This is a genomic window from Aminiphilus circumscriptus DSM 16581 (genome assembly GCF_000526375.1).
In the GTDB taxonomy this organism is placed as follows: Bacteria; Synergistota; Synergistia; order Synergistales; family Aminiphilaceae; genus Aminiphilus; species Aminiphilus circumscriptus.
The window spans coordinates 663,274-686,389 of the sequence record NZ_JAFY01000007.1 but is presented as its reverse complement, the minus strand read 5'-3'; the positions used below and the strand labels follow the sequence as shown (position 1 = coordinate 686,389).

Genomic DNA, 23,116 nt, shown 5'->3' with positions numbered 1-23,116 from the left:
CGACCTCCTACAAGAGCGCCAAAGAAAGCATCAGCGCGGTGAAGACAACGAGGTAGCCCGTGTACTCGGTGGCAATGCCACTGTGCCACGCCGTGAGCAGTTCGTAGAATCCGGACAGCGCTTTGGTGAACCCCCAATAGGCTCCACTTGCAGGAACCGCATAATCCTCCCCTTTTTCCGGGACGTCATTGCCGCAGAAAAAGATGTCGTCTTGCTCCGTTCCCTCCTTGTAGTCCGAGCGTCCCTGGGATCGAAACCACAACACGAAGACCGAGACGATGAAAAAGAACGCCAGCCAACTCACGACATCCCAATACCCGAATCCGGAATGGATCTTGGGCCACATCAGAGACCACCCCCCATAACTGCCCGAATGTAGCCGGCTTGATCAACGAGGGCTTTGGCTGCCGGCTCGATGATATGGGCCATGGACCAGGTCGGAAAAAGAGAGAGCCCGAGGACGACGAGCGTCAGGGAGAACATCCCGAGCAGCATTGTACCCGGTACTTCCTCCACCTCGGCGAGCCGACTTCTCCGTGGTCCCAGGAACGCCGTCTGAAAGACCTTCACGAAAGACGCGAGGGTCAGCACGGAGGTGACCATGGCCACTACAGGAAGAAATGGGTGCACGGCGAAGGTGGATTCGTAGATGAGCAGTTTGGATACGAATCCGTTGAAAGGAGGAAGACCGGCAATGGCCGCGGCAGCGATGATGAACATGAACGTGGTATGTGGCATGGCGTGGGCGAGTCCACCCAGCTCGTTGAGATTCCTGCTCTTGGCTGCATAAGCGAGTGCGCCCGCCACAAGGAAGAGGAGTCCCTTGTACATGGTGTAGTTCATGAGATGAAAGATTCCACCTTGAATGGCGGTGAACCCGTAGTCCGCCATGGCTTTCGCATCTTTCAGGGCCAACAGGCCCACTCCCAATCCGAGCAGAATGTAACCGACCTGGGAGACGGAATGATATGCCATGAGTCGCTTGACATCCTTCTGTATCACCGCCATGGTCACGCCGATGAACATGGAGAGAAGCCCCAGAACGATGATGGTCCAGGGAACGACGCTACTGCCAATGCTCATGCCATAAATGGAAAAGCAAACCCGGAAAAGGCCGTAGAGCGATGCCTGGCTCACGGCAACGAGAAGGCAAGTGACACCCGCCGGAGCTTCCGCGTAGGCGTCGGGGGTCCACATGTGCATGGGTACGGAACCGCACTTCATGGCGAGCGCTGCCACGAGAAGAGCCAGCGCAGCTTTTTCCGGGAGTCCCAAATGGAGCATCTGTCCTACCGCGGCCATGTTCACCGCGTTGTATCTTCCGTAGAAGAGCCCGACAGCCAGAAGGACGAAGAGTGCTCCCACCGTGGAGATCAGCATGTACTTGAAGCTGGCCTCCACCGCTTCCGGGCGGTCCCTCCAGAAAGCCACGAGACCGAACGAGGCAACGGAGGCAATCTCGAGAAAGACGAAGAAATTGAAAAGATCACCCGTGAGTTCCATACCCAACATGCCTGTTGTAAGCAGAAAATAAAGGGCAACGAACTTGTCCAGCCCAGAAAAACGCTCCATGAAGCGAAGGGAAAAGAGTGTCCCCGCGAAAGACGCGATGCTGCCGATAACAGCCATGAGCGCACTGAATGAATCTACTTCCAGAATGATCCGGATCGGCAAGCTCATCCCCGATGGCAGAGCGAGTTTCCAGCTCTCTGCTCCGAGAACGTAGACAAACACGCCGTTCATGGATGCTTTTTGCCAGAGCAGCAGCGCAAGTGCCGCTGTACAGGCGGAGATGAGGACAAACCATGCGTTGCGGGCGTATCGACCGCTCAGTCCCAGAACAGGTGCGCCGAAGGCTCCCAGAAGGGGAACGGCAAGCACCAGAGCGGGGAGATGATCGTACCAGTTCATCCTCGCAGCCTCCTTATCTCCCTGACGTCGAGTGTTCCGTAATGACGATAGAGAACCATGATGAGCGACAGCATGAGCGCCGTGGTGGCCATGCCGATGACGATAGCCGTCAGTGTCAGCGCCTGTGGTGTTGGGAGTACGAGAACCTTGCTCTCTCCCGCAAGAGTGAAGACGGGAATCCGCCCGCCCGTTCGATAGCCGAGAACGATAAGAAACATGTTCGTCGCTGCCTCGATCACGGAGATACCGATGGCGATTTTTATCAGATTTCTTTCGAAAACCACCGCATAAAGACCGAACAGAAAAAGGAGACCCACGATGAGATAGGGAAGGCTACCGATCATGACCGGCCTCCTTTCCCTGCGTCTCTTCTTTCGGAGAAGAAAGCGACGCCTTGCTCATGTAGAGAAGGATGAGCGAGAGTCCCCCCACAACCTCAAGCCCCACTGCGATGTTCGCCAGGGCAATCGTTCCGGAACTGTTGAGAACGCCCGCATTGGGTCCGAGCGGTACCGTCGCTCCAAACAGCCCTCCCCGCTTTGCGAGGACATTGTAGAAGAAGGTCGTTCCGATTCCGAGAAACCCCGCACCGATGAAGAGCAGCAGTCCGGTTTGCTCCAGAGCGGTGTACACTCCCTTGCGTACCCATCCGAAGACCTTGCCGCCGCCATGGGCGACGAGAAGAAACGCAATGAAGGTAGCGACGACGGCACCGCCTTGAAATCCGCCTCCGGGAGAAAGATGCCCGTGGACGATGATATAGGTCCCGTACACTACCATGAACCACGCAAAGACATTACAGACGGTTCGTACGATGACGGAAAGAGGGCGCATTCAGTGTTCCCCTTTCCCCCGAAACAGGATCGCGATGGAACAGACCGCCGTGAAGAGGACAGCCGCCTCTCCGAGAGTGTCGAATCCCCTGTAGTCAAACACGATGGCCGTCACTACATTGTTGACTGCCCGCTCAGATTGTGCCGAGCCGAGGAAATAGTCGTCCATGAGAGGAGCGTTGGGTTCTCCGAAGGGATGAACGGCATCCATGGCACCCCACAGCACTCCGGAAATGACGAGCACCGCTACGAGAAAAACGATGCGATATCTCATCGAGAATCCTCCCTTCGCTGCACTGTCGTCTTTCGGATCACCCGAAGCGCGAGAACATAAATGGCCATGCTGAGCCCTGCACCGATCCCCGCCTCGGCGATAGCGACATCAGGAGCTTGAAGAATGTAAAATTCCACCGAGAGCAAGAGGCTCAAAACGGAGAGAGAAATGACCGAAGAGAGCAGGTCCCGAAACCATATGGCGAAAAAACCGGAAAGACCGATGAGACACAACACGGAGAGGTGCACGATGCTGTCGAGATGTTCGCTCACGACAGGGCACCTCCATTTCTTCCATCCTCACGAAGCCTGTCCACAACGGCGCACACAGGCCTTACACCGCTCCGATAGGCTGAGCGTGCAATGGCATGGGCTCCTGTGGCATTCGTGACCAGCAGTGCGAGGATGGTGATGATCACGTGAACACCAAGGGTCAGGAAACGCCGTTCTCCCGTTGTCGCGTATCGCAGAAACCCATAGAGGAGAACCGACAGAGACGTAAAGATCGTGCCGAAGGTAGTACACTTCGTTGTTCCGTGAAGACGGGAATAGACGTCGGGAAAACGATACAACGCGACCGTCGCGAGAAAGTTAAAAACGATACCGATGCCGAGGAGAAGGCCAATCAAAGTGTTCACGTCTACTGCCCCCCTTCGATATAGCGGGCCAGAAACAGGGTACTCACAAAGGAAAGGGCCGCATAGACGATGGCGACATCCACCATGACGACCGAATCGTACACCACGGAGAGAACGATCATAATGGCAATGGCCAAGGTGTTCATGGCGTCAAGAGCTACAACGCGATCAGGAAGCGTGGGACCGGCGATCAGCCTTCCGAACATGAAAAGGGCCATGATTCCTAAGAGGGCCGCTCCCCACGTGAACAGGACGGTACTCATTCCGCAATCCTCCTTGCCCATTTTCCAAAAGATCCGTAGAGTTCTTCCTCTGAAGGCGACGTATTCGAGACGTCAAGCCAATGAATGTAGAGATAGCCATCGCTCTCGTTCACGTCCACAGTCAGTGTGCCCGGCGTGAGCGTGATGGAATTGGCCAAAAGTGTCAACGCTCCAGGAGTTTTCAGCCTTGGGTTGACCTTGACGATCCCAGGCCTGATCTTCCCGGTGATGACGAGTTTGGCCACCTCTAGATTTGCCTTGGTCAAACCGAGGAGAAAGGGGCCGAAGAAGTAGACTAAAAAATGTCCCCAACGGAGGGGGTTCAAGCTCTGCGAAGCCCACTCGCTTTTGGAGATCCATGTGCGACTTGCAGCGAACATAACCGCCCCAAGAGCGACGGCAATGAGAATTTCTGCAACATCAATGCCATCTCCACTCCAGGCAAGAAAAAGATAGACCACGGCGGACATGAAAAATATTCCCACCTCTGTTCACCTCCTCACATATATTGTATACGCGTCAATCACCGTTGCCTTGTTATTGTACTCTTCTTTCGCTTGTGAAGGAAATCTTTATTTTTGTTTGGTGGAGAACAGAGACGCATCTTTCTTCCCAGGGCGAGGAAATCTGCGTTGCTTTCTCCAGAAGGTCAATGATGTTCCCGGCGCTGTTGCAAGGCGAAAGCCGCTTAACCTCCGCCGACGACGGGGAAAAAACGAACGTTGGCGCCATCCGGCAAAAGAAATGTTTCTGTTTCCTTTCCCGCCAGAAGTTTTCCGTCAACCCACACGGAAACCATCGGGGGGGCCGGCGCTTTCGCTCTCAAGAGATCGCCGACGGTCATTCCTTCATACCACGGCAAAGGCTCGTTGTTGACAACAATCACACCGTTCCACCTCCTCACACCGGAGAGCGGTGACTTACCGAAAAAGAGAACGTCACGAACTCGTCAGTTATTCTACACGTCTTTTTCGGGACATGCCAGAAAAACGCCGTTCTTTCGGGCTCGCTGGAGTCCTTGTGCGGGAAGTGTTCTCTTGCGGAAGGTTCGTTTTTCGCCGCTGCGCGGCAAAATCCGGCGCTCCGTCGGCTCGCCTCCGGGGAGTCGCCGGAATGAGGCACTTCGGACTATCACCGATGAGGTCAGCACGTCCGGCTTTCATGAGCGCCTCCTTCACAAGATCGTAGTTGCGAGGATTTGTATATTGGAGAAGAGCCCTTTGCATTGCTTTCTCATGGGGAGATTTTGCCACATAGACCGATTCGCCTGTGAACGGATGGATCTCGGTGTAGTACATACATGTTGAAAGGCTTCCCGGAGTCGGTATGAAATCCTGCACCTGCTCCGGAATATGACGGATGTCACGGAGAAACTCCGCCAGTTCCACAGCGGCTTCCAGATCTGATCCGGGGTGACTGGAGAGGAAATAGGGCACGAGGAATTGTCGTTTCCCAAGTTTACGATTCATGTGCTCGTATGCTTCCTTGAACCGGAGAAAGACTTCTTTGCCCGGTTTTCCCATGAGACGGAGTACTTTCGAAGAAACATGTTCCGGGGCTACTTTCAGTTGGCCGCTCACGTGGTGGGCGCAAAGCTCCCTGAGGAATGTTCCGTCGGAATCGGCCATGACATAGTCGTAGCGAATCCCCGAGCGTATGAAGACCTTTTTTACTCCGGGAAGCGCACGAAGGGCGCGAAGCAGGTCAAGATAGTCTCCATGCTCGACGAGGAGATTCGAACACGGAGACGGCGCGAGACATTTTCTTTTGCCGCAGGTACCCGAGGGTTGCGGGAGTCTGCAGGGGGAGTGTCGGAAATTGGCTGTGGGACCACCCACGTCGTGAATATATCCCTTGAATGTTTTGTGCTTGATGAGCTTTCCCGCCTCTTTCAGCAGGGAGGCATGGCTTCGTGTCTGAATGATCGAGCCTTGATGGGAGACAAGAGCACAAAAAGCGCATTCGCCGTAGCATCCTCGATGTCCGACCAGACTGAACCGCACCTCCTCAATGGCGGGAACACCTCCTGCAGGCTCGTAAACAGGATGGGGTTCTCGTGTGTAGGGCAGTTCATAGACGGCATCCAGCTCTTTTGTCGTCAGGGGAACGGCCGGAGGATTTTGCACGACGAGCCGACCTCCTCCGTGGGGCTGAACAAGACGCCTGCCTTCCAGAGGATTTCGTTCTCCATACTGCAAAGCAAAAGCCTTCGCAAAAGCTTTTTTGTCGCAACGCACCTCTTCAAAAGAGGGGAGTTCAATACAGGGTTTTCCGGTTACCCTCCCGGAGGAAGGCATGGGGAAACACGTGCCTGCCACATGGTGGATTTTTGATATCGGCACTCCCCTTTCGAGAAGCGACGCGATTTCACGGATCTGCCGTTCCCCCATTCCGTAGACAAGCAAATCCGCCCGGCAATCCAGCAGGATGGATCGGCGAATCGCATCGGACCAGTAGTCATAATGAGCGAGACGTCGAAGGCTGGCTTCGATACCTCCGAGGATGAGAGGAATCTCCGGCCAGAGTTCGCGAATTCGGTTGCTGTAGACAATGGACGCCCTGTCTGGACGATATCCTGTGTGCCCGCCCGGAGAGTAGCTGTCTGTGCGACGACGTTTTTTTGCCGCGGTGTAGGCATTGAGCATGGAATCCAAATTGCCTGCCGTTACCAACACGGCGAGTCGAGGTTCTCCCATGCGAAGGAAGTCCTCCGAGGAGCGCCAATTGGGCTGGGGAAGGATACCAACGCGAAATCCGTCTTTTTCGAGAACGCGGGAGATGATGGCCCCTCCGAAACTGGGATGGTCCACATAGGCATCGCCGGAAACAAGGAGGAAATCCAATCGATCCCATCCACGGGCATCCATGTCACTCCGTGAAATAGGGAGAAAATCACACGTAGATCGACTCTCTGAAGGCAATATATATTCCCTCCCGTCTCTTGAAACAGGCATTCCGAAAACATTAAATATTTAACATGGTATACTAAAAAAGGGGTAGGACCCGCTTGAATAAGCGAGTCCTACCCCTGAAAACGTTTGAGTAGTGTGCTGGAAAAGGGGTACATTACATCAACCAGGGGAATTTTCCCTGAAGGGTCCGTCTTCCCTGTGACTCGCAACCCCTAGATACACCATTTGGTGGAGATGATCGGATTCGAACCGACGACCCCCTGCGTGCAAGGCAGGTGCTCTCCCACTGAGCTACATCCCCAAAAAGGAAGCGGATTTCCTTCGAGCAAGCCCAAAAATGGTGGGCCGGAGTGGATTCGAACCACTGACCTCACGGTTATCAGCCGTGTGCTCTAGCCACCTGAGCTACCGGCCCCAACAGAACACAGCGAAGAATGCTTCGAGAAAACCGTGCATATCTCCTTAGAAAGGAGGTGATCCAGCCGCACCTTCCGGTACGGCTACCTTGTTACGACTTCACCCCCCTCACCAGACACACCTTCGACGGCTCCTCCCTCCGAAAAGGTTAGGCCACCGGCTTCGGGTGCACCCGACTCGGGTGGTGTGACGGGCGGTGTGTACAAGGCCCGGGAACGTATTCACCGCGGCTTGGCTGATCCGCGATTACTAGCGATTCCAGCTTCATGGAGTCGGGTTGCAGACTCCAATCCGAACTGGGAACGGCTTTCTTAGGATCCGCTCAGGGTCGCCCCTTCGCTTCCCGTTGTGCCGCCCATTGTAGCACGTGTGTCGCCCTGGACATAAGGGCCATGATGACTTGACGTCATCCCCACCTTCCTCCGGCTTGTCGCCGGCAGTCCGCCGAGAGTTCCCGCCCGTAGCGTTGGCAACTCGGCGCAGGGGTTGCGCTCGTTGCGGGACTTAACCCAACATCTCACGACACGAGCTGACGACAGCCATGCAGCACCTGTGCACGCTCCCTCACCGAAATGAGGGTCCTTCACCTTTCAGTTCCGTACTACGTGCATGTCAAACCCAGGTAAGGTTCTTCGGTTTGCATCGAATTAAACCACGTGCTCCACCGCTTGTGCGGGCCCCCGTCAATTCCTTTGAGTTTCAGTCTTGCGACCGTACTCCCCAGGCGGAATGCTTATCGCGTTAACTCCGGCACGGATGCCCGACGGCACCCACACCTAGCATTCATCGTTTACGGCTGGGACTACCGGGGTATCTAATCCCGTTCGCTCCCCCAGCTTTCGCACTTGAGCGTCAGTATCCGGCCAGGAAGCCGCCTTCGCCACTGGTGTTCCTCCCGATATCTACGCATTTCACCGCTACACCGGGAATTCCACTTCCCTCTCCGGTACTCCAGTCCGACGGTTTCGTCCGCAAACAAGGGTTGAGCCCTCGCCTTTCACAAACGACCTGTCGGTCCGCCTGCGTGCCCTTTACGCCCAGTGATTCCGGACAACGCTCGCCCCCTACGTATTACCGCGGCTGCTGGCACGTAGTTTGCCGGGGCTTCCTCGTGTGGTACCGTCACTCGCTTCTTCCCACACAACAGGAGTTTACATCCCGAGGGACTTCTTCCTCCACGCGGCGTCGCTGGGTCAGGGTTGCCCCCATTGCCCAATATTCCCCACTGCTGCCTCCCGTAGGAGTCTGGACCGTATCTCAGTTCCAGTGTGGCCGGTCGCCCTCTCAGGCCGGCTTGCCGTCTTCGCCTTGGTAGGCCGTTACCCCACCAACCAGCTGATAGCCCGCGAGTCCCTCCGGAAGCGGATCGCTCCCTTTCACCTCTCGGCTTATGGGGTCTTAGCAGTCGTTTCCAACTGTTGTCCCCCTCTTCCAGATAGGTCCTCACGCGTCACTCACCCGTCCGCCACTAACATCCGGCTTCAGCAAGCTTCCACCAAATGCCCGTCCGACTTGCATGTGTTAGGCACGCCGCCAGCGTTCGTCCTGAGCCAGGATCAAACTCTCCAGAGTTTTCCTGAATTGATTTTTCGATTTTATGCGCGGTTGTGTCTCCGTTTTCTTCGCCATGTTCTGTTGACAAGGTGCGCCGCCCTTTATTGCAGACGGCAACGGGTACTATAACATGCGGACTTGTGTTGTGCAAGTCCGGTTTTGGAATGGATATGCTATAATCCCCTCCGTATCCGAGACAGAGTTCCAGCGCTATCACCATGGAGGTTATCGGTTCCGATGCGAAAAAAAGAGAATACCCGTTCCGCGTCCGACGAGCGATTGGCAGAAGTTGAGCCGAAGAAACGGCGAGGGTGTCTTGCCACGTTGTTTCTCACGTGTCTTCTGCTCGCCACTCTCGCCCTCGCGGGAGGCTCCATATGGTTTGCCCTGTACGTTCAGAAGCTGAGCGCCACGCTGCCATCCACAGAAGAAATTCTGCAACGGAGGCCGAATGTGGCCTCCGTTGTCTTCGACCGCAATGGCAAGATCATTACTCGCCTGTACCAGGAAAACAGAACTCTTGTCACGATCGATAAAATTTCGCCCATCATGCAGAAAGCCGCCGTCGCCGCCGAAGATGGCAGCTTTTACGATCATCGCGGAATCGATTTTTGGGGCATCCTCAGGGCGTTTTGGGTGAATTTCACGCAGGAGCGCGTGCGTCAAGGAGGGAGCACCATCACGCAGCAGTTGGCGCGCAACCTCTTTTTGACACAGGAAAGAACCGTCGAAAGAAAAATCAAGGAGGCCATTCTCGCCGTTCGTCTTGAACGGCTTTTCACCAAGGACCAGCTTCTGGAGATGTACATGAACACTATTTACTTCGGCCACGGCGCATGGGGAATCAGTGCCGCGGCCCGTGTCTATTTCGCCAAGACACCGCAGCAACTCAACCTGGGAGAGGCCTCAATGCTCGCGGGACTCATTGCCGCACCGGAGTATTACAGCCCGCTTCGCAACATGGAACGGGCACGAACGCGACAGGCCTACGTGCTCCGACGTCTCCGCGAGCTGGGATGGATCGCCGAGGAGGACATCGAGAAAGCAAAAAATACAGAATTTCATTTTGCATCACTCAAACAACCTGGTATTGAAGCGAGCCCCGCGCCTTATTTCGTCTCATATATTCTCTTTAAACATTTGCTTCCCCAGTATGGCAGCGATAGGGTCTATCAGGGTGGTCTCCGAATCTACACCACGGTGGATCTGGAGCTGCAACACATGGCGGAAGAAGCGGTTCGGAAATTGAAAAGCGAGGGAGCTCTCGTGGCTCTCGACCCCACCACGGGAGAAATCCTTGCCCTTGTGGGAGGAAAGGATTTCGTACAATCCAAGTTCAACCGGGCTATCCAGGCTTTCCGGCAACCTGGTTCAGCCTTCAAACCCTTTGTCTACACTGCTGCCTTGGAAGAAGCAATCCGTCCGGTAGATCGGATTGTGGATGCGCCCATTTCCTTCGACAACGGATGGGAGCCAGGAAACTATGATGGAAAATTTCACGGGGAACTTACCCTCATGGAGGCTCTCGTGCACTCTTACAACACCGCTGTGGTGCGCGTTGCGGAATTCGTAGGTCCGTCGAAGATAGCCGATCTTGCCCGGAGGATGGGAATTACGTCTCCTCATCTGCCGCTTGATCTTTCTCTCGCATTGGGAACCGCCAGCGTTACGCCCCTGGAGCTTGCCGCCTCCTATGCGCCTTTCTCGAACGGCGGATTTCGTCTTACACCTTATGCAATCAGAGAGATTCGGGGAAGCTCCGGAGAACTCCTCGAAAGTTCCGGCGCTTCTCTGGCGCCCGCACTGACGCCGGAAGTGGCGTTGACGATGCGTTCCATCATGGAATACGTAGTTCGAAGCGGAACGGGTGGTCCGGCCCGAGTGAAAGATTACCCGGTTTTCGGCAAAACCGGGACAACGAACGACTTCAGCGATGCCTGGTTTGTCGGAGGTGTTCCAGGATTGATCGTTGCCGTCTACGCTGGTAACGATGATCATAAAACGCTCGGGAAACAGGCGACGGGAGGAAGAATCGCCGGTCCCATCTGGCAGGATTTTGTCTCAAGGGCGGTGGCTTTTCTTGATCTTCCGAAGATATATCCCCAGGTGGAAAACGTGCAGGCTGACAAGGTCCGTCTTTGCAAAACGACGGGTTTTCGGGCCACGGGAAATTGTCCCACCTACGAAATCTACCTGCCTCTCGACATGATTCCCGCCGCCCTGTGTCCTCTCCATGGAGGCGATCTCATGGAAGCGGAAAACGACCCTCTTGCACCAAGACTGCTGATCGTGGAACGAGACCGGCCTCTGCTGGCCCAATATGGCCTGCAGAGACCGCAGGAAATTGCGGTTCAGGAGTTACCCGTTCCTTCGTTCATTCCGGTGTTGCCCCCGGACGTCCCATTGCCTCAGCCTGCAGCGAATCCTTACGACAAGGACCCGAGTCCAAAAGATCAAGTGGAAGCACGCTACCAGGAATTACTCAAAGAATATGGGCTCGGAGGAAATTGACCTCTCTCCGGGAAGAAACGCCTCGAAATCAGGATTCCCTGTTGTTCGAACGTCGTCCCTTTTCCAGCGGCCATGGAGAAGGGACGACGTTTTTATCAAAGAGGAACAGGGCATAGCGATCGCTCATGCCCGAGAGGAAGTCGAGAAGGGAAATAATGTGCTGTCCTTCCTCCATGGTTTGTTTCTCTCGCTTGTCCTTCAACAGCATCGTAAAGAGCGTTTTCAAAACATGTTCGACCCGAGGTTCCTCCAGCTTCGCCCGCTCGTCCGCATAGACTCGACAATAGAGGAACGATCTGAGTTCCTCGACGAGGTTCAACATGGAATCGCTCATGGCAACCCCCTCTGCACCGCTGCATGCCACGACATCTTCCACGATGCTCCCTATCCGCTGTCCGTGCGTCGCGCCGAGATCCCGGAAAACGAAAGAAGGAATGTTCTCTGGATAAAGCAATTCGGCTCGAAGCGCGTCGTCAAGATCGTGGTTCAGGTAGGCAATGGAGTCCGCAAGACGAACGACGCATCCTTCATGCGTAACAGGCATGTCCGACCACAATCCGTCCCGGAGCGAGATCTGTCCCTTGGAATGGCGAAGAATACCGTCAAGAACTTCCTGAGTGAGATTGAGACCTTTCCCGTCGTTTTCGAGATGGACGACGACGCGGAGGCTTTGAGAAGCGTGGTGAAACCCTTCTTTCACACCGTGATCTCTCGCCAATTTGTCAAGCACCCGTTCTCCCATGTGGCCGAAGGGAGTATGCCCCAAATCATGTCCCAGGGCAATTGCCTCGGTCAGGTCCTCGTTGAGGCGCAAGGCTCTGGAGAGCGTTCTCGCAATCTGGGAAACCTCGAGAGTATGGGTAAGCCGCGTTCGGAAATGATCACCTTCCGGCAAGAGCAACACTTGTGTTTTGTGCTTGAGCCTTCGAAATGCCTTGCTGTGGACAATCCTATCCCGGTCTCTCTGGTAGCAGGTGCGTAGAGGACAGGGTTCTTCCTGACGGGCTCTTCCCCTCGAGTCGGCACTTTTCGATGCCCAGGGGGCAAGGATGGATTTTTCCACATCCTCCCACCGTTTTCTGATGTTCATGGGCTTTTCTTCCTCCTTGCCTACGACAGGACCCGGGGAAATCCCCGGGTCCTGTCGTTCGGTTGTTATGCGCGAACAGGGGCAATCGCAAAACTCATTTCGCACGGCACTCTTGCCCCAAAAGCGCAACATGCCACGTTCCGCAACTCACTTCTTCGGGGCGCTATCCGCCAACGCGGCATGAGCGGCGGCGAGACGGGCTACAGGGATTCTAAAGGGAGAGCAACTCACGTAGAGAAGCCCGAGTTCATGACAGTAGGCGATGCTCTCGGGATTACCACCATGTTCGCCACAGATTCCGATTTGAATGTCCGATCGAACCCGTCTTCCGTCGTCCACGGCGATGCGCATAAGTCTGCCCACGCCGGTACGGTCGAGAACGTGAAAAGGGTTTTCCGGCAAAACATGGAGTCGCACGTATTCGGCGAGAAATTTTCCTTCCGCATCGTCCCTGGAATACCCGAAGGTCGTTTGCGTCAGATCGTTCGTCCCGAAACTGAAAAATGAGGCGTATTCCGCCAGTTTGTCCGCAATGAGTGCCGCCCGGGGGACTTCGATCATCGTCCCGACCAAGTAGTGTACGGAGGTTTTGTGCTTTTCCATGATTTCGGCGGCGAGGTCGTCCACCATCTGCTTGAGTCGTCTCATTTCCTCCTGTGTTCCGATGAGAGGAAGCATCACGTCGGGAAGAACATTCTTTCCCTGTCTGACGAGTTCGCAGGCGGCATCGAAAATGGCGCGGATTTGCATCTCGTATATTTCAGGGAAGATGATGCCGAGGCGACATCCTCGAAAACCCAGCATAGGATTGACTTCTTTCAAGGAAAGCACTTTCGCCAGGGTTTTTTGGATCTTTTCCGCTTCTGCGTCATTCTCGGGAGAGGGTGCCGCCGTGAGTTCTCGAAGACGATCTCGAAGCTCGTTTTCCTTGGGAAGAAACTCGTGAAGCGGCGGGTCCAGAAGACGTATCGTGACAGGGTATCCCTCCATCGCGTCCAGGATACCCAGAAAATCCTCGGTCTGCATGACCCGCAGTTTATCGAGGGCTCGCATGCGCTCTTCGCGGGACGCGGCGATGATCATCTCCTGCATGACCGGCAGGCGCTCTCCTGCCATGAACATGTGTTCCGTGCGGCACAACCCGATACCCTTCGCACCGAAACTCCGTGCCCTCCTGGCGTCTTCGGGCGTATCTCCATTCGCCCAGACTTGCAGGACTGCATGTTTGTCCGCCTCGGCGAGAAGTTTCCGGAAGTCCTCATCGAAGGAAGGCTGAACGAGGGGGATCTCGCCGATCATTACCCTTCCATGAGAACCGTCAACAGTGATGATATCCCCTCTGCGGACGATTTTTCCACCCACACGGAAGCAGTTCCCCGCCAAATCGATCTCCAGAGCCTCGCAACCGGAAACACAGGGTTTCCCAAGTCCTCTGGCGACGACGGCGGCGTGACTTGTCATGCCGCCGTGGCTCGTCAGAATTCCCTGCGCGGCGAACAGCCCATGGATGTCATCGGGAGTGGTCTCAGGGCGAACGAGAATGACCGCCTTGCCGTCTTTGCCGAGCTGCTCTGCCTCGTCGGCATCGAAGACGACGCTCCCCACTGCCGCTCCGGGTGATGCGGGAAGACCTTTGGCGAGAACATCGAGAACGGCATCGGGATCTACCTGACGGTGAAGCAGTTGCTCAACCTGTTCCGGTGTAACCCTTGTCACAGCCGTAGCACTGGAGATGAGCCCTTCCTCGAGCATGCTCACCGCAATGCGTACCGCTGCCTTGGCCGTGCGTTTTCCGTTCCTGGTCTGGAGCATATAGAGCTTTCCCCGCTCCACGGTGAACTCAATGTCCTGCATGTCCTTGTAGTACAGCTCCAACTGGTTGGCTATCGCTCTCAGTTCCGCTGCAATTTTGGGCATTTTGCTGTCGAGTTCCTCAATGGGCTCGGGCGTCCGAATGCCTGCGACCACATCCTCCCCCTGAGCGTTTATGAGAAATTCACCGTAGAGTTTTTTCTCCCCCGTAGAAGGATTTCGGGTGAAGCACACTCCAGTACCACAATCGTCCCCGAGGTTACCGAAGACCATGGTGACAATGCTTACGGCCGTACCGAGTGTGTCCGGAATTTTATTGATTCTCCGATAGGTGATGGCTCTCTGTGTGTTCCAGCTCTTGAAAACGGCCTCCACGGCTTTTCTGAGCTGCTCCCAGGGATCGCTCGGAAATTCGCGTCCGGTGGATTTCTTGACCACCTTCTTGTAATTTTTGATGAGTTCTTCCAAAGCATCCGCCGGAATCTGATGATCGTGTGTGAGATTCCGTTTTCGCTTGGTCTGGTTCAACAAAAACTCGAATTCGCCGATTTCAATGCCGAGAACCACGTCGGAAAACATCTGAATGAACCGTCTGTAACTGTCCAAGGCAAAACGCCTGTTGCCCGAGGCGACGGCGAGACGCTCCACCGTGTCGTCGTTGAGACCGAGGTTCAGGATGGTATCCATCATGCCGGGCATTGAAACGGGAGCACCCGAGCGAACCGAGACGAGTAACGGCATCTCTCCGCCGCCGAAGGTCTTTTGTGTCACCTTTTCCAGGCGGGCCAACGCTTCTTGCACTTCGGGCCATATAAGATCCATCAACCCTTGTTCATCGGACCAGTATTTCTTGCACGCCTCGGTAGTGATGATGAACCCTGGGGGTACAGGAAGACCAAGTTGCCACATCTGTGCCAAATTGGCCCCTTTTCCGCCGAGGAGAGCTTTCATCTCCGCGTTGCCTTCGTGGAAATCGTAGACGTATTTGCCTTGTGCATTCACCATGAACACGACCTCCTCTCGAATTTACGTCGCTTCACTCCCTCAGGTAATCGAGAATTTCCTGCGCCGTTTCCTCGATGGCCCTGTTCGTGACATCGAAAGTCCGGCAGCCGGCCTTTCGAAAAACACTCCTGGCAAAGGAAAGTTCCTCCTCCACTCGTTCCCATTGCGCATAATTGGAAACTTCTACATCGAGGCCCAGAACGCGTAACCGTTCTCTGCGAATGTTGATCAGTTTCTCCGGCTGAATCGTGAGCCCCACGATTCGTTCCGGCGGCAAAGAGAAAAGTTCTTTTGGCGGATCCGCCTCCGGGACGAGAGGAATATTGGCAACCATGACACCCTTGTGTGCCATGTACATGGAGAGAGGTGTTTTGCTGGTCCTGGAAACACCGATGATCACGAGCCCCGCGTTTGTGAGGAGTTCTGGACTTTTCCCGTCGTCACATTTGATCGCAAACTCGATGGCCTTGACCCGTTTGAAGTACTCCTCATCCATTTTTCGCAGTAACCCAGGTGTTTCCATAGGTGCGGTTCCGATTCGGCGTTGGAGAACATCGAGTATGGGACCGAGGACATCCACTACGTCCACACCGAGTTCCCCGGTCTTTTCCAGAAACAAGCGCCGCAATTGATGATCCACGAGAGTGCAGATGACCACGGCTTGCTTCTCCTGAGCGTTCCGGATGACCTCAAGCATTCGCTCTTCGGTGTTTACATAGCGAAAACGCGAGAACTCCGTCGCATCCAGGTTGAACTGCGTCGATGCAGCACGAGCGACATGTTCCGCTGTCTCTCCAGTAAAATCAGAGACCACAAACAGAGGAATCGACATCTTTTTGTCCCCTTTCCCTTGTGGCAGGAGGAAGCGGAACGCCTGTTCCGCTTCCTCCATATTGTATCAGTAACTTGCCTGAAGCACTCGAAGGCGTGACACTTCTTGTTTGTTTATTTTTTCAATCGGCTCAAATCTCCCACATGCAGGAAGAGTTCGTGGCACCGCGAGAGAAGGCAGAGCCTGTTGCGACGGAGTTCCTCGTCCTCCGCCATGACGAGCGTTTCCTCGAAGAAGGTGGTGATGGCCGGCTCCAACCGGGAAAGGACATGTGTCAACTCGTTCCATGCACATGCCGCAAGCGTGCGTTCCACCTCGGGGGCGATCTTGACAACCGCTTCGGCAAGTGCACGTTCCGCAGGTTCACGGAGAAGCGCTTCGTTCCATTCGGGAGGCATCGCGGTGGTCTTGGAGAGAATGTTTCGCACCCGCACAGCGGCGGTAACGAGCCCATCGAACCACGCTTCTTGCTCGACTGCGGCAAAACTTTCCGCGAGACGCAACGCCTGAAGCGGGCGTTGCCAGGCAACTTGCATGGCAATAGTGACCGTCGCGTGGGAAAAGCCTTTTTCACGAAGCTGCACAACGGTCCGCTGCCTCAAGAATTCGTAGACACGGTCGATGGTTTCCGGAGAAATATCCAGGCAGGAGCCCGCTTCAAGCACCATTTCTTTCATGTCCACATCGAGCCCCATTCCCCAGAGCAGTTCGTTGATGCATCTTGCGGCACGCCTGAGCCCGTAGGGATCCTGGGAACCCGTCGGTTCGAGTCCCACCTTGTGACAAGCCACGATGGTGTCCAGACGATCCCCGATTCCCAGAAGAGCTCCAAGGACATCCGTAGGCAGTCGATCTCCCGCAAAGGCTGGGAGATACTGTTCCTGAAGCGCTCTGGCTACTCTCTCGGCTTCTCCGCTGCGGCGGGCGTACTCTCTTCCCATGATACCGCGGAGTTCGGGGAACTCGTAGACCATATGTGTCACCGTATCAGCCTTGGAGATGGCCGCCGCTTTGTCGAGCAGCAGAAGATCTTCTTCTCCGAGCCCGAGGCGCCGACCGATTTCGAGTGCAAGCGCACGGGCACGTTGCACTTTGTCGTACACGGACCCGAGACGTTCCTGGTAAAGAATGGTCCGCAGTTCCTCCACACGATTTGTGAGGGGGCGTTTCTGGTCCTCTTTCCAGAAGAAGGAGGCATCGGAGAGGCGTGCGCGGAGAACACGCTCGTTTCCCTCTCGCACCACGTTCATGTTTGAGGCTCTGTTGTTGCTGACACCAATGAAGAAGGGCTTAAGCTTTCCCTCCGCGTCACGAACAGGAAAATAGCGCTGATGGTGTCCCATGGTGGTGGTGAGCGCCTCGGCGGGAATGTCCAGGTAACTCTGATCGAAAGTTCCGTAAAACGGGACGGGATACTCGACGAGAAAGAGATTTTCCTCGATGAGTTCCTGGGAGAGGTCGGCCTTTCCGCCGATCTCTTTCTCTAGAGCCGCGATTCCGCTGAGCATTTTTTCCTTGCGCTTGCGCTGGTCCACGATCACGTAATTGTCGTAGAGAATGTCCATGTACTCCTTCGCGTCAGGGACCTCCAGTGTTTTCTGCCCCATGAAGCGATGACCGTGGGTCGTTCTTCCCGCCGTGTACTTTCCGACGACAAGGGGAATCACTTCGGATCCCCAGAGGCAGAGGAGCCAGCGCACGGGACGCGCAAAACGGAAAGAGGGATCATCCCAGTACATGTTCTTGGGAAAGACGATCCGCTTCACGATATGCGGCAGGACATCGAGAAACACGTCTCTGGAAAGGCAACCTTCCGTCCTCGTCACCGCAAAAGCGTAGTCGACTCCTCCCACGTTTTTCTGAATGAGGTCCTCGACGGCAACGTTTCTGCTCCTTGCAAATCCCCGCGCTGCGTTCGTAGGATTTCCGTTGGCATCGAACGCCTGATTCCAAGCAGGTCCCCGCAGTTCCTGAACCGTATCCTGCTGACGCTCCGGAACTCTTCGGAGGAAAAGGACGATGCGTCGTGGTGTGGCAAAACTCTCCATACCTCCCACAGAGAGATGAGCGGCGTCCAATTCGGTTTCGGCGAGCCGAAGAATTTCTTCCAGAACCCAACTCGCGAAGCGTGCCGGGATCTCTTCCGTGCCTATTTCAAGCAGCAAATCGCGTTCCGCCATGGAGGACACCCCTTTCTACCGGGCAAACTTCGTCGTGAGAGGATATCCCATCTGCTCGCGCTGCACGACATAGGCTTGGCAACACTTGCTCGCCAGCGCACGAACCCGTCCGATATAACCGGTCCGCTCCGTGACGCTGATGGCGTTCCGGGCATCCAACAGATTGAACGTGTGGGAACATTTCAAGACGTAGTCATATGCGGGGAGGACGAGTCCCTTTTCTATCATGCGTCCGGATTCTTTTTCGTACATGGAGAACAGCTGAAAAAGCATGGAAGCGTCGGACTCGTCGAAGTTGTACGTGGAATGTTCGACCTCGCCCTGGTGATGCACGTCGCCATAGGTAACGTCGCCGACCCAGGTCAGGTCGTACACGCTGTCCACCTTCTGGACGAACATGGCGATTCGTTCGATGCCGTAGGTCAGCTCGGCGGGCACGAGATCCATATCGATACCGCCTACCTGCTGAAAATAGGTGAACTGAGTGATCTCCATGCCGTCGAGCCACACTTCCCAGCCCAGCCCCCATGCGCCGATAGTGGGCGACTCCCAGTCATCCTCGACAAAACGAATGTCATGTTCCGCGGGATCGATGCCCAGCGCACGGAGACTGTCCAGATAAAGATCCTGAATATTTTCCGGAGCAGGCTGGATGATCACCTGATATTGATAGTAGTGCTGCAGGCGGTTCGGGTTTTCCCCGTAGCGGCCGTCCGTGGGGCGTCGGGACGGTTCGACGTAGGCGACCCGCCACGGTTCGGGACCGAGCACACGCAAGGTGGTGGCGGGATTCATCGTACCGGCTCCAACCTCAATGTCGTAGGGTTGCTGAATGACGCACCCCTGTTCCGCCCAAAAACGTTCCAAACGCATAATGATGTCCTGAAAGTTCATGCCCTGCCCCTCCCGACTCAAAAATCCTTCGCGTGCACATTTCCCTCGTCGAGAAACATCCCGGAGATCGCACGTCAATAGGTCCGCCGAAGTATCGATTCAAGTATTCTGTTCGCGTTGTCCCATTCTTTCGGAAAATTCTGCGATAACTGTACCTGGAGAAAATCGTCTCTCGGAAGAATAGCAGCACTCCGCAACTCCTGCAAGAAGAGAGATGGAAGGAAAACTTTCATTCCCGCCGAAGCCGGACAAAGAGGACAAAGGATTCCCTGTTCCGTGAGAAGCGCGGGTGAAGACGATGACAGAGATCTTCCGCAACCGCTGCAGATCCGGAAATCGGGAGCTCTGCCCCATAAGTGTAACCAGCGCCACAAAAACCGCCACTCCAAAGGGGAAAAGAGGCGAGGCCCGCCGTCCGCGAGAATATGGAGTGTCCAGTAAAAGTGAGCAAGGAGATCGTCACAGGGATGTTGGGGGAGAACCAGTTCGGAGATGAGCCGGTTCCATGTGAGAGCGCGCCGTAACCCCCTGCCCTCCGTCCGGATCGGCCAAAGGTCGTCCTTCACGTCCATCTCGCGAAGATAATAGCGCGTGGGTCCTTTGTAGAGATGGAAAAGACCCCATACCAAAGGTTCCGTGGCGCCTCCCAATCGCGAGTGGCCTTTTCCTGCTCCCATGGCGGTTATCCAGAAGGGGCCCATGCCTTTGAGAAGAACATAGAGAGAACGGTTTCCCTCAGGGGAATCCTGTCTGCGAAGGACCACTCCCGAGGCCGAGACAAAACCCTGCATCGTCTTCGTCCGAAACGCTACGATTCATAGCCGAATCTGCGGAGGTCCTGAGGAGAACGTCGCCACTTGGGGCGGACCTTGACCCACAGATCGAGATACACCTGGAAGCCAAGACGCTTTTCGAGTTCCTTTCTTGCCAGAAGACCGATATGTTTCAGTTTTTTCCCGCGCTCGCCGATGACAATTCCCTTGTGGGTTTCCCGCTCCACATAGAGAGTGGCCTGAATGTAGGCAGTCGTCCGTTCGGGATATTCCTCGGGCGTCTTGTATTCCTCCACCACAACGGTGATTCCGTGGGGAATTTCATCCCGAAGGGCGAGAAAAGCCTTTTCCCGGATACATTCACTGGCGAGGAAGCGCTCGGACTGATCCATGAGCATGTCCTCTGGATAGAGCGGAGGCGCTTCCGGCAGGAGTGCTTCGATAGCTTCGAGCAACGCGTCGAGATTGTCTCCCCGCGTAGCGGAGACAGTTACGACTGCCTCGGGAGAAAGCGAGGACCAGGCGGAAACGATCCGGTCGAGATCTTTCTGTTCGGAGAGAAGATCGATTTTGTTCACCACAAGAATACGGGGAGTGGAAATCCCCTGAAGGACTTTCCGGAGAAGTTCCTCTTCCGCTCCCCCCTCGGGTCTTCCCGCGTCGAGAATCAAACAAACGCAATCAGCATCTTCAACGGCATCCCGTGCCCGTTGCATCATGTACTCTCCCAGGGCGTGATGGGGCTCGTGAAAACCCGGCGTGTCCACAAAGACGACCTGCGACCGTTCGGTGGTGAGAATGCAGCGTAACGAGTGCCGTGTGGTCTGAGGAACGGGGGAGACAATACTTACCTTCTCCCGGAGAAGTCGGTTGACGAGCGAGGATTTACCCACGTTCGGTCTGCCAAGAAGAGCGACGAATCCCGAGCGGAAAACCTTCTTATCGTCGAGCATCGTCGTTCCTCAGGGAAAAAGCGAAGGGGAGCAATTCCGCCAGAGAAAAGATCCGGAAGGATGCTCCTTCTTCAAGCACGACGCGAAGGGAGGGGTTGAATTCCGCGAGCACTTGCCTGCAGGCACCACAAGGCATGCAGGGAATTCCTCGGCGGCCGACCACGGCCACAGCCACGGGGAGATCGCCTCCGGCGACCCTCCAGGCGGCGATAGCCCCTCGCTCCGCGCAAATAGTCATGCCAAAACTTCCATTTTCCACATTGCACCCGAAGAAGAGACGCCCGCTTTCCGTGACGAGAGCGGCACCGACATGAAAATGTGAATATGGAGCGTAGGCTTTCTCGCCGGCTTCAGCGGCGTAGTGAAGCAGGTGCTCCGGTGTAATCGCGGAAACGGTTCGGAACGGATCTTCGGAAAAATTACCGAAGTCATGTCCGGCGATCATGCATCTTCTCCTTCCTGCTCTTTCCGACGGACGAAACGCAGCACTCGGATTCGGTGATCCTCCACTGCCAGAACATCAATGTTCCAGGGGCCGTAGGCAAGTCGTTGTCCTTCCTCGGGGAAACTCCCGGAGAGGGAGAGGACGAGTCCCGCTACACTGTCCGCATCTTCTGAATGGAACACGTAGGAAAGGCCGTCGCTCAGATCCTCCAGATTCACATGGCCCTGGACAATGTAGCTCCCGGCTCCATCCTGCTGGATTGCCGGTACTTCCTCGTCGTATTCGTCCTGGATTTCACCGACGATCTCTTCAAGGAGATCTTCCAATGTAACCAACCCGGCGGTTCCACCGTATTCATCCACCACGATAGCCATGTGGACGCGTTTTCTCTTCATGAGGTCGAAAAGCTCTGCAATACGGATGACTTCCGGAATGAACAGCGGCTCGCGTCGGATATCGAAGACGGAGATGTCTGTCTTCCCCGATGCGAGAGCATCAATGATCTCCTTGACGTAGAGAATCCCCACGATCCGGTCGAGGTTTCCCTCATAGATGGGGACCCTGGAATGACCGTTTTCCCGAAAGATCGTCACGGCCTCGGCGACACTCATTTCCTTGGGAATGGCCACCATATCCGTTCTGGGAATCATGATCTCGTAGGCCCTGGTCTCCTCGAAAGCAATGACTCCTGAGATCATGCGTCGCTCGCCTTCTTCAAGGGCGCCTGATTCCTGCCCCATGGCGATCATTTGCTCGATTTCCTCCCGTGTGACAAAGGCGTGACGCGGCGAGAGATCAATTCCCGTCATACAGCTGATGAGACCCATGATTCCCGAAACGGCCCAGACGAGGGGGCTCAGAAGAATGTATGCAATCCTGACAAGAGGGAGCACGTCGGTGAGCACTTTCTCGGAATGGCTCATGGCGAAACTTTTGGGAAGAATTTCACCGAAGACCACGATGAGAAACGTCACGGTCAGGATGACAAGCACGATTCCCCAGCCTCCGAGAAAATGCATCGACAGTACAGCGGCTACGGCACCTGCGGCGATGTTGACCAGATTGCCGGAAATGAGCGTCACCGTAAGCACGCCGTGCACGTTCTCAGCCAACCAGCGGAGGGAACGTCTTCGGCGAGGATGTCTTTCCTGCAGGGTCTGCAGCTTCGCCTTGCCTATGGAACTCGTCGCCGTTTCCGTGGCACTGAAAAGAGCAGAAAGCAGGAGGAACACGAGGAGAAGAAGCAGGCCTGCGGCCACGTTTCCGCTCACTGGAACATCAGGCCCCCTTTATGTCCGGATCGGACTCGCCGCTTCGGCTTTTCTCCAGAAGCAGCTTCAATTCGTTCGCATACCCTTCCTGAAGACTCCACATGTGACGCTCCTTTTCCTCCGTGTCATGATCGAATCCGATCAGATGGAGGAATCCATGGACAATAACGAGGATGTATTCATCCAGAAAGGAGACTCCACGATCCGCAGCATTCCTCTCCACCTGTTCCGCGCACACCAAAATATCACCGAGCGGCAGTTCCGGCCATGCCTGCAAAGGGGGAGAAAAAGCTCCGGAATCTTCCCAGAAAGGAAAAGACAAGACGTCCGTCGGGCCTTCCTCGGAGCGATACTGAACGTTAATCTCTGCCATCTCCGCCTCGGAGAGGATATTCACCGAGACCTCCACGCTTCCATGTCTGGTTAATTGGGGAGTGAATTCCGAGATGGCACGACGGAAGAGTGCACCGAGGAGTTCCCTTTCATTTCCGGAAAGACGATACCGGGAGGGAAGATGTTCTTCTCCGGCAATTTCCACTCTCACCATAA

General features: G+C 55.3%; 22 protein-coding genes, 2 tRNA genes and 1 rRNA gene. 1 reads left to right on the top strand and 24 read right to left on the bottom strand.

What is annotated here, in order from left to right; translation table 11 throughout:
- Positions 1 to 7: 7 nt before the first annotated feature.
- The 14 genes from mbhI to K349_RS0114035 form a co-directional block, all read right to left on the bottom strand.
- Complete coding sequence (gene mbhI, locus K349_RS0114100) at positions 8 to 346, bottom strand: membrane-bound hydrogenase complex subunit MbhI (protein WP_029166408.1); 339 nt, start codon at positions 344 to 346, stop codon at positions 8 to 10.
- Positions 346 to 1,911, bottom strand: coding sequence for a proton-conducting transporter transmembrane domain-containing protein (locus tag K349_RS0114095; protein ID WP_029166407.1), 1,566 nt, complete (start codon positions 1,909 to 1,911; stop codon positions 346 to 348). The genes mbhI and K349_RS0114095 overlap by 1 nt, the downstream gene beginning before the upstream one ends.
- Positions 1,908 to 2,255 carry a sodium:proton antiporter gene (locus K349_RS0114090; RefSeq protein WP_029166406.1) on the bottom strand — a complete coding sequence of 116 codons (348 nt, stop codon included), beginning with the start codon at positions 2,253 to 2,255 and terminating at the stop codon, positions 1,908 to 1,910. Before K349_RS0114090 ends, K349_RS0114095 begins: the two co-directional genes overlap by 4 nt.
- Positions 2,245 to 2,745: an MnhB domain-containing protein gene (locus tag K349_RS0114085; protein ID WP_029166405.1), complete on the bottom strand. Its 501-nt coding sequence runs from the start codon at positions 2,743 to 2,745 to the stop codon at positions 2,245 to 2,247. Before K349_RS0114085 ends, K349_RS0114090 begins: the two co-directional genes overlap by 11 nt.
- Positions 2,746 to 3,018 carry a hydrogen gas-evolving membrane-bound hydrogenase subunit E gene (gene mbhE / locus K349_RS0114080; RefSeq protein ID WP_029166404.1) on the bottom strand — a complete coding sequence of 91 codons (273 nt, stop codon included), beginning with the start codon at positions 3,016 to 3,018 and terminating at the stop codon, positions 2,746 to 2,748.
- Complete coding sequence (locus K349_RS0114075; protein ID WP_029166403.1) at positions 3,015 to 3,290, bottom strand: hydrogenase subunit MbhD domain-containing protein; 276 nt, start codon at positions 3,288 to 3,290, stop codon at positions 3,015 to 3,017. Before K349_RS0114075 ends, mbhE begins: the two co-directional genes overlap by 4 nt.
- Positions 3,287 to 3,655 carry a monovalent cation/H(+) antiporter subunit G gene (gene mnhG, locus K349_RS0114070; RefSeq protein ID WP_029166402.1) on the bottom strand — a complete coding sequence of 123 codons (369 nt, stop codon included), beginning with the start codon at positions 3,653 to 3,655 and terminating at the stop codon, positions 3,287 to 3,289. The genes K349_RS0114075 and mnhG overlap by 4 nt, the downstream gene beginning before the upstream one ends.
- Before the next feature lie 2 nt (positions 3,656 to 3,657).
- Entirely contained in the window at positions 3,658 to 3,918 is a 261-nt protein-coding gene (locus tag K349_RS0114065; protein ID WP_029166401.1) for a monovalent cation/H+ antiporter complex subunit F, read from the bottom strand.
- Positions 3,915 to 4,403 (bottom strand): Na+/H+ antiporter subunit E, encoded by a 489-nt coding sequence (locus K349_RS0114060; protein ID WP_029166400.1) that lies wholly within the window; start codon positions 4,401 to 4,403, stop codon positions 3,915 to 3,917. The genes K349_RS0114065 and K349_RS0114060 overlap by 4 nt, the downstream gene beginning before the upstream one ends.
- A 203-nt stretch (positions 4,404 to 4,606) precedes the next feature.
- Positions 4,607 to 4,762 (bottom strand): MoaD/ThiS family protein, encoded by a 156-nt coding sequence (locus K349_RS20150; protein WP_420834464.1) that lies wholly within the window; start codon positions 4,760 to 4,762, stop codon positions 4,607 to 4,609.
- 109 nt (positions 4,763 to 4,871) lie between these two features.
- Entirely contained in the window at positions 4,872 to 6,872 is a 2,001-nt protein-coding gene (locus tag K349_RS0114050) for a YgiQ family radical SAM protein (RefSeq protein WP_084460409.1), read from the bottom strand.
- 184 nt (positions 6,873 to 7,056) lie between these two features.
- A tRNA-Ala gene (locus tag K349_RS0114045) sits at positions 7,057 to 7,131 on the bottom strand.
- A gap of 37 nt (positions 7,132 to 7,168) precedes the next feature.
- Positions 7,169 to 7,245: transfer RNA gene (locus K349_RS0114040), tRNA-Ile, on the bottom strand.
- A 51-nt stretch (positions 7,246 to 7,296) separates the two neighbouring features.
- Positions 7,297 to 8,819, bottom strand: a 16S ribosomal RNA gene (locus tag K349_RS0114035).
- 219 nt (positions 8,820 to 9,038) lie between these two features.
- On the opposite strand from K349_RS0114035, the gene K349_RS0114030 reads away from it, so the two are divergent.
- Positions 9,039 to 11,312: a transglycosylase domain-containing protein gene (locus K349_RS0114030; protein ID WP_029166397.1), complete on the top strand. Its 2,274-nt coding sequence runs from the start codon at positions 9,039 to 9,041 to the stop codon at positions 11,310 to 11,312.
- Between the two features lie 28 nt (positions 11,313 to 11,340).
- On the opposite strand, the gene K349_RS0114025 is transcribed toward K349_RS0114030, so the two are convergent.
- From K349_RS0114025 to ybeY, 10 genes are all read right to left on the bottom strand, one after another.
- Entirely contained in the window at positions 11,341 to 12,402 is a 1,062-nt protein-coding gene (locus K349_RS0114025; protein WP_029166396.1) for a deoxyguanosinetriphosphate triphosphohydrolase, read from the bottom strand.
- A gap of 147 nt (positions 12,403 to 12,549) precedes the next feature.
- The gene (gene ppdK, locus K349_RS0114020) at positions 12,550 to 15,219 is read right to left on the bottom strand and encodes a pyruvate, phosphate dikinase (protein WP_029166395.1); all 2,670 of its coding nucleotides are present in this window, start codon (positions 15,217 to 15,219) and stop codon (positions 12,550 to 12,552) included.
- A 31-nt stretch (positions 15,220 to 15,250) separates the two neighbouring features.
- Positions 15,251 to 16,051: a pyruvate, water dikinase regulatory protein gene (locus tag K349_RS0114015; protein WP_029166394.1), complete on the bottom strand. Its 801-nt coding sequence runs from the start codon at positions 16,049 to 16,051 to the stop codon at positions 15,251 to 15,253.
- 113 nt (positions 16,052 to 16,164) lie between these two features.
- The gene (gene glyS, locus K349_RS0114010; protein ID WP_029166393.1) at positions 16,165 to 18,231 is read right to left on the bottom strand and encodes a glycine--tRNA ligase subunit beta; all 2,067 of its coding nucleotides are present in this window, start codon (positions 18,229 to 18,231) and stop codon (positions 16,165 to 16,167) included.
- A gap of 15 nt (positions 18,232 to 18,246) precedes the next feature.
- A complete protein-coding gene (gene glyQ, locus K349_RS0114005) occupies positions 18,247 to 19,125 on the bottom strand; it encodes a glycine--tRNA ligase subunit alpha (RefSeq protein WP_029166392.1) in 879 nt (292 codons plus the stop codon).
- A 74-nt stretch (positions 19,126 to 19,199) separates the two neighbouring features.
- Entirely contained in the window at positions 19,200 to 19,697 is a 498-nt protein-coding gene (locus K349_RS20145; protein WP_420834463.1) for a DNA repair protein RecO C-terminal domain-containing protein, read from the bottom strand.
- Positions 19,698 to 19,933: 236 nt separating this feature from the next.
- Positions 19,934 to 20,851 carry a GTPase Era gene (gene era, locus K349_RS0113995; RefSeq protein WP_029166390.1) on the bottom strand — a complete coding sequence of 306 codons (918 nt, stop codon included), beginning with the start codon at positions 20,849 to 20,851 and terminating at the stop codon, positions 19,934 to 19,936.
- Positions 20,838 to 21,296 carry a cytidine deaminase gene (locus K349_RS0113990; RefSeq protein ID WP_029166389.1) on the bottom strand — a complete coding sequence of 153 codons (459 nt, stop codon included), beginning with the start codon at positions 21,294 to 21,296 and terminating at the stop codon, positions 20,838 to 20,840. The genes era and K349_RS0113990 overlap by 14 nt, the downstream gene beginning before the upstream one ends.
- Positions 21,293 to 22,567, bottom strand: coding sequence for a hemolysin family protein (locus K349_RS0113985; RefSeq protein WP_029166388.1), 1,275 nt, complete (start codon positions 22,565 to 22,567; stop codon positions 21,293 to 21,295). Before K349_RS0113985 ends, K349_RS0113990 begins: the two co-directional genes overlap by 4 nt.
- Before the next feature lie 7 nt (positions 22,568 to 22,574).
- Positions 22,575 to 23,114, bottom strand: coding sequence for an rRNA maturation RNase YbeY (gene ybeY, locus K349_RS17350; RefSeq protein WP_029166387.1), 540 nt, complete (start codon positions 23,112 to 23,114; stop codon positions 22,575 to 22,577).
- Between the last annotated feature and the right edge of the window lie 2 nt (positions 23,115 to 23,116).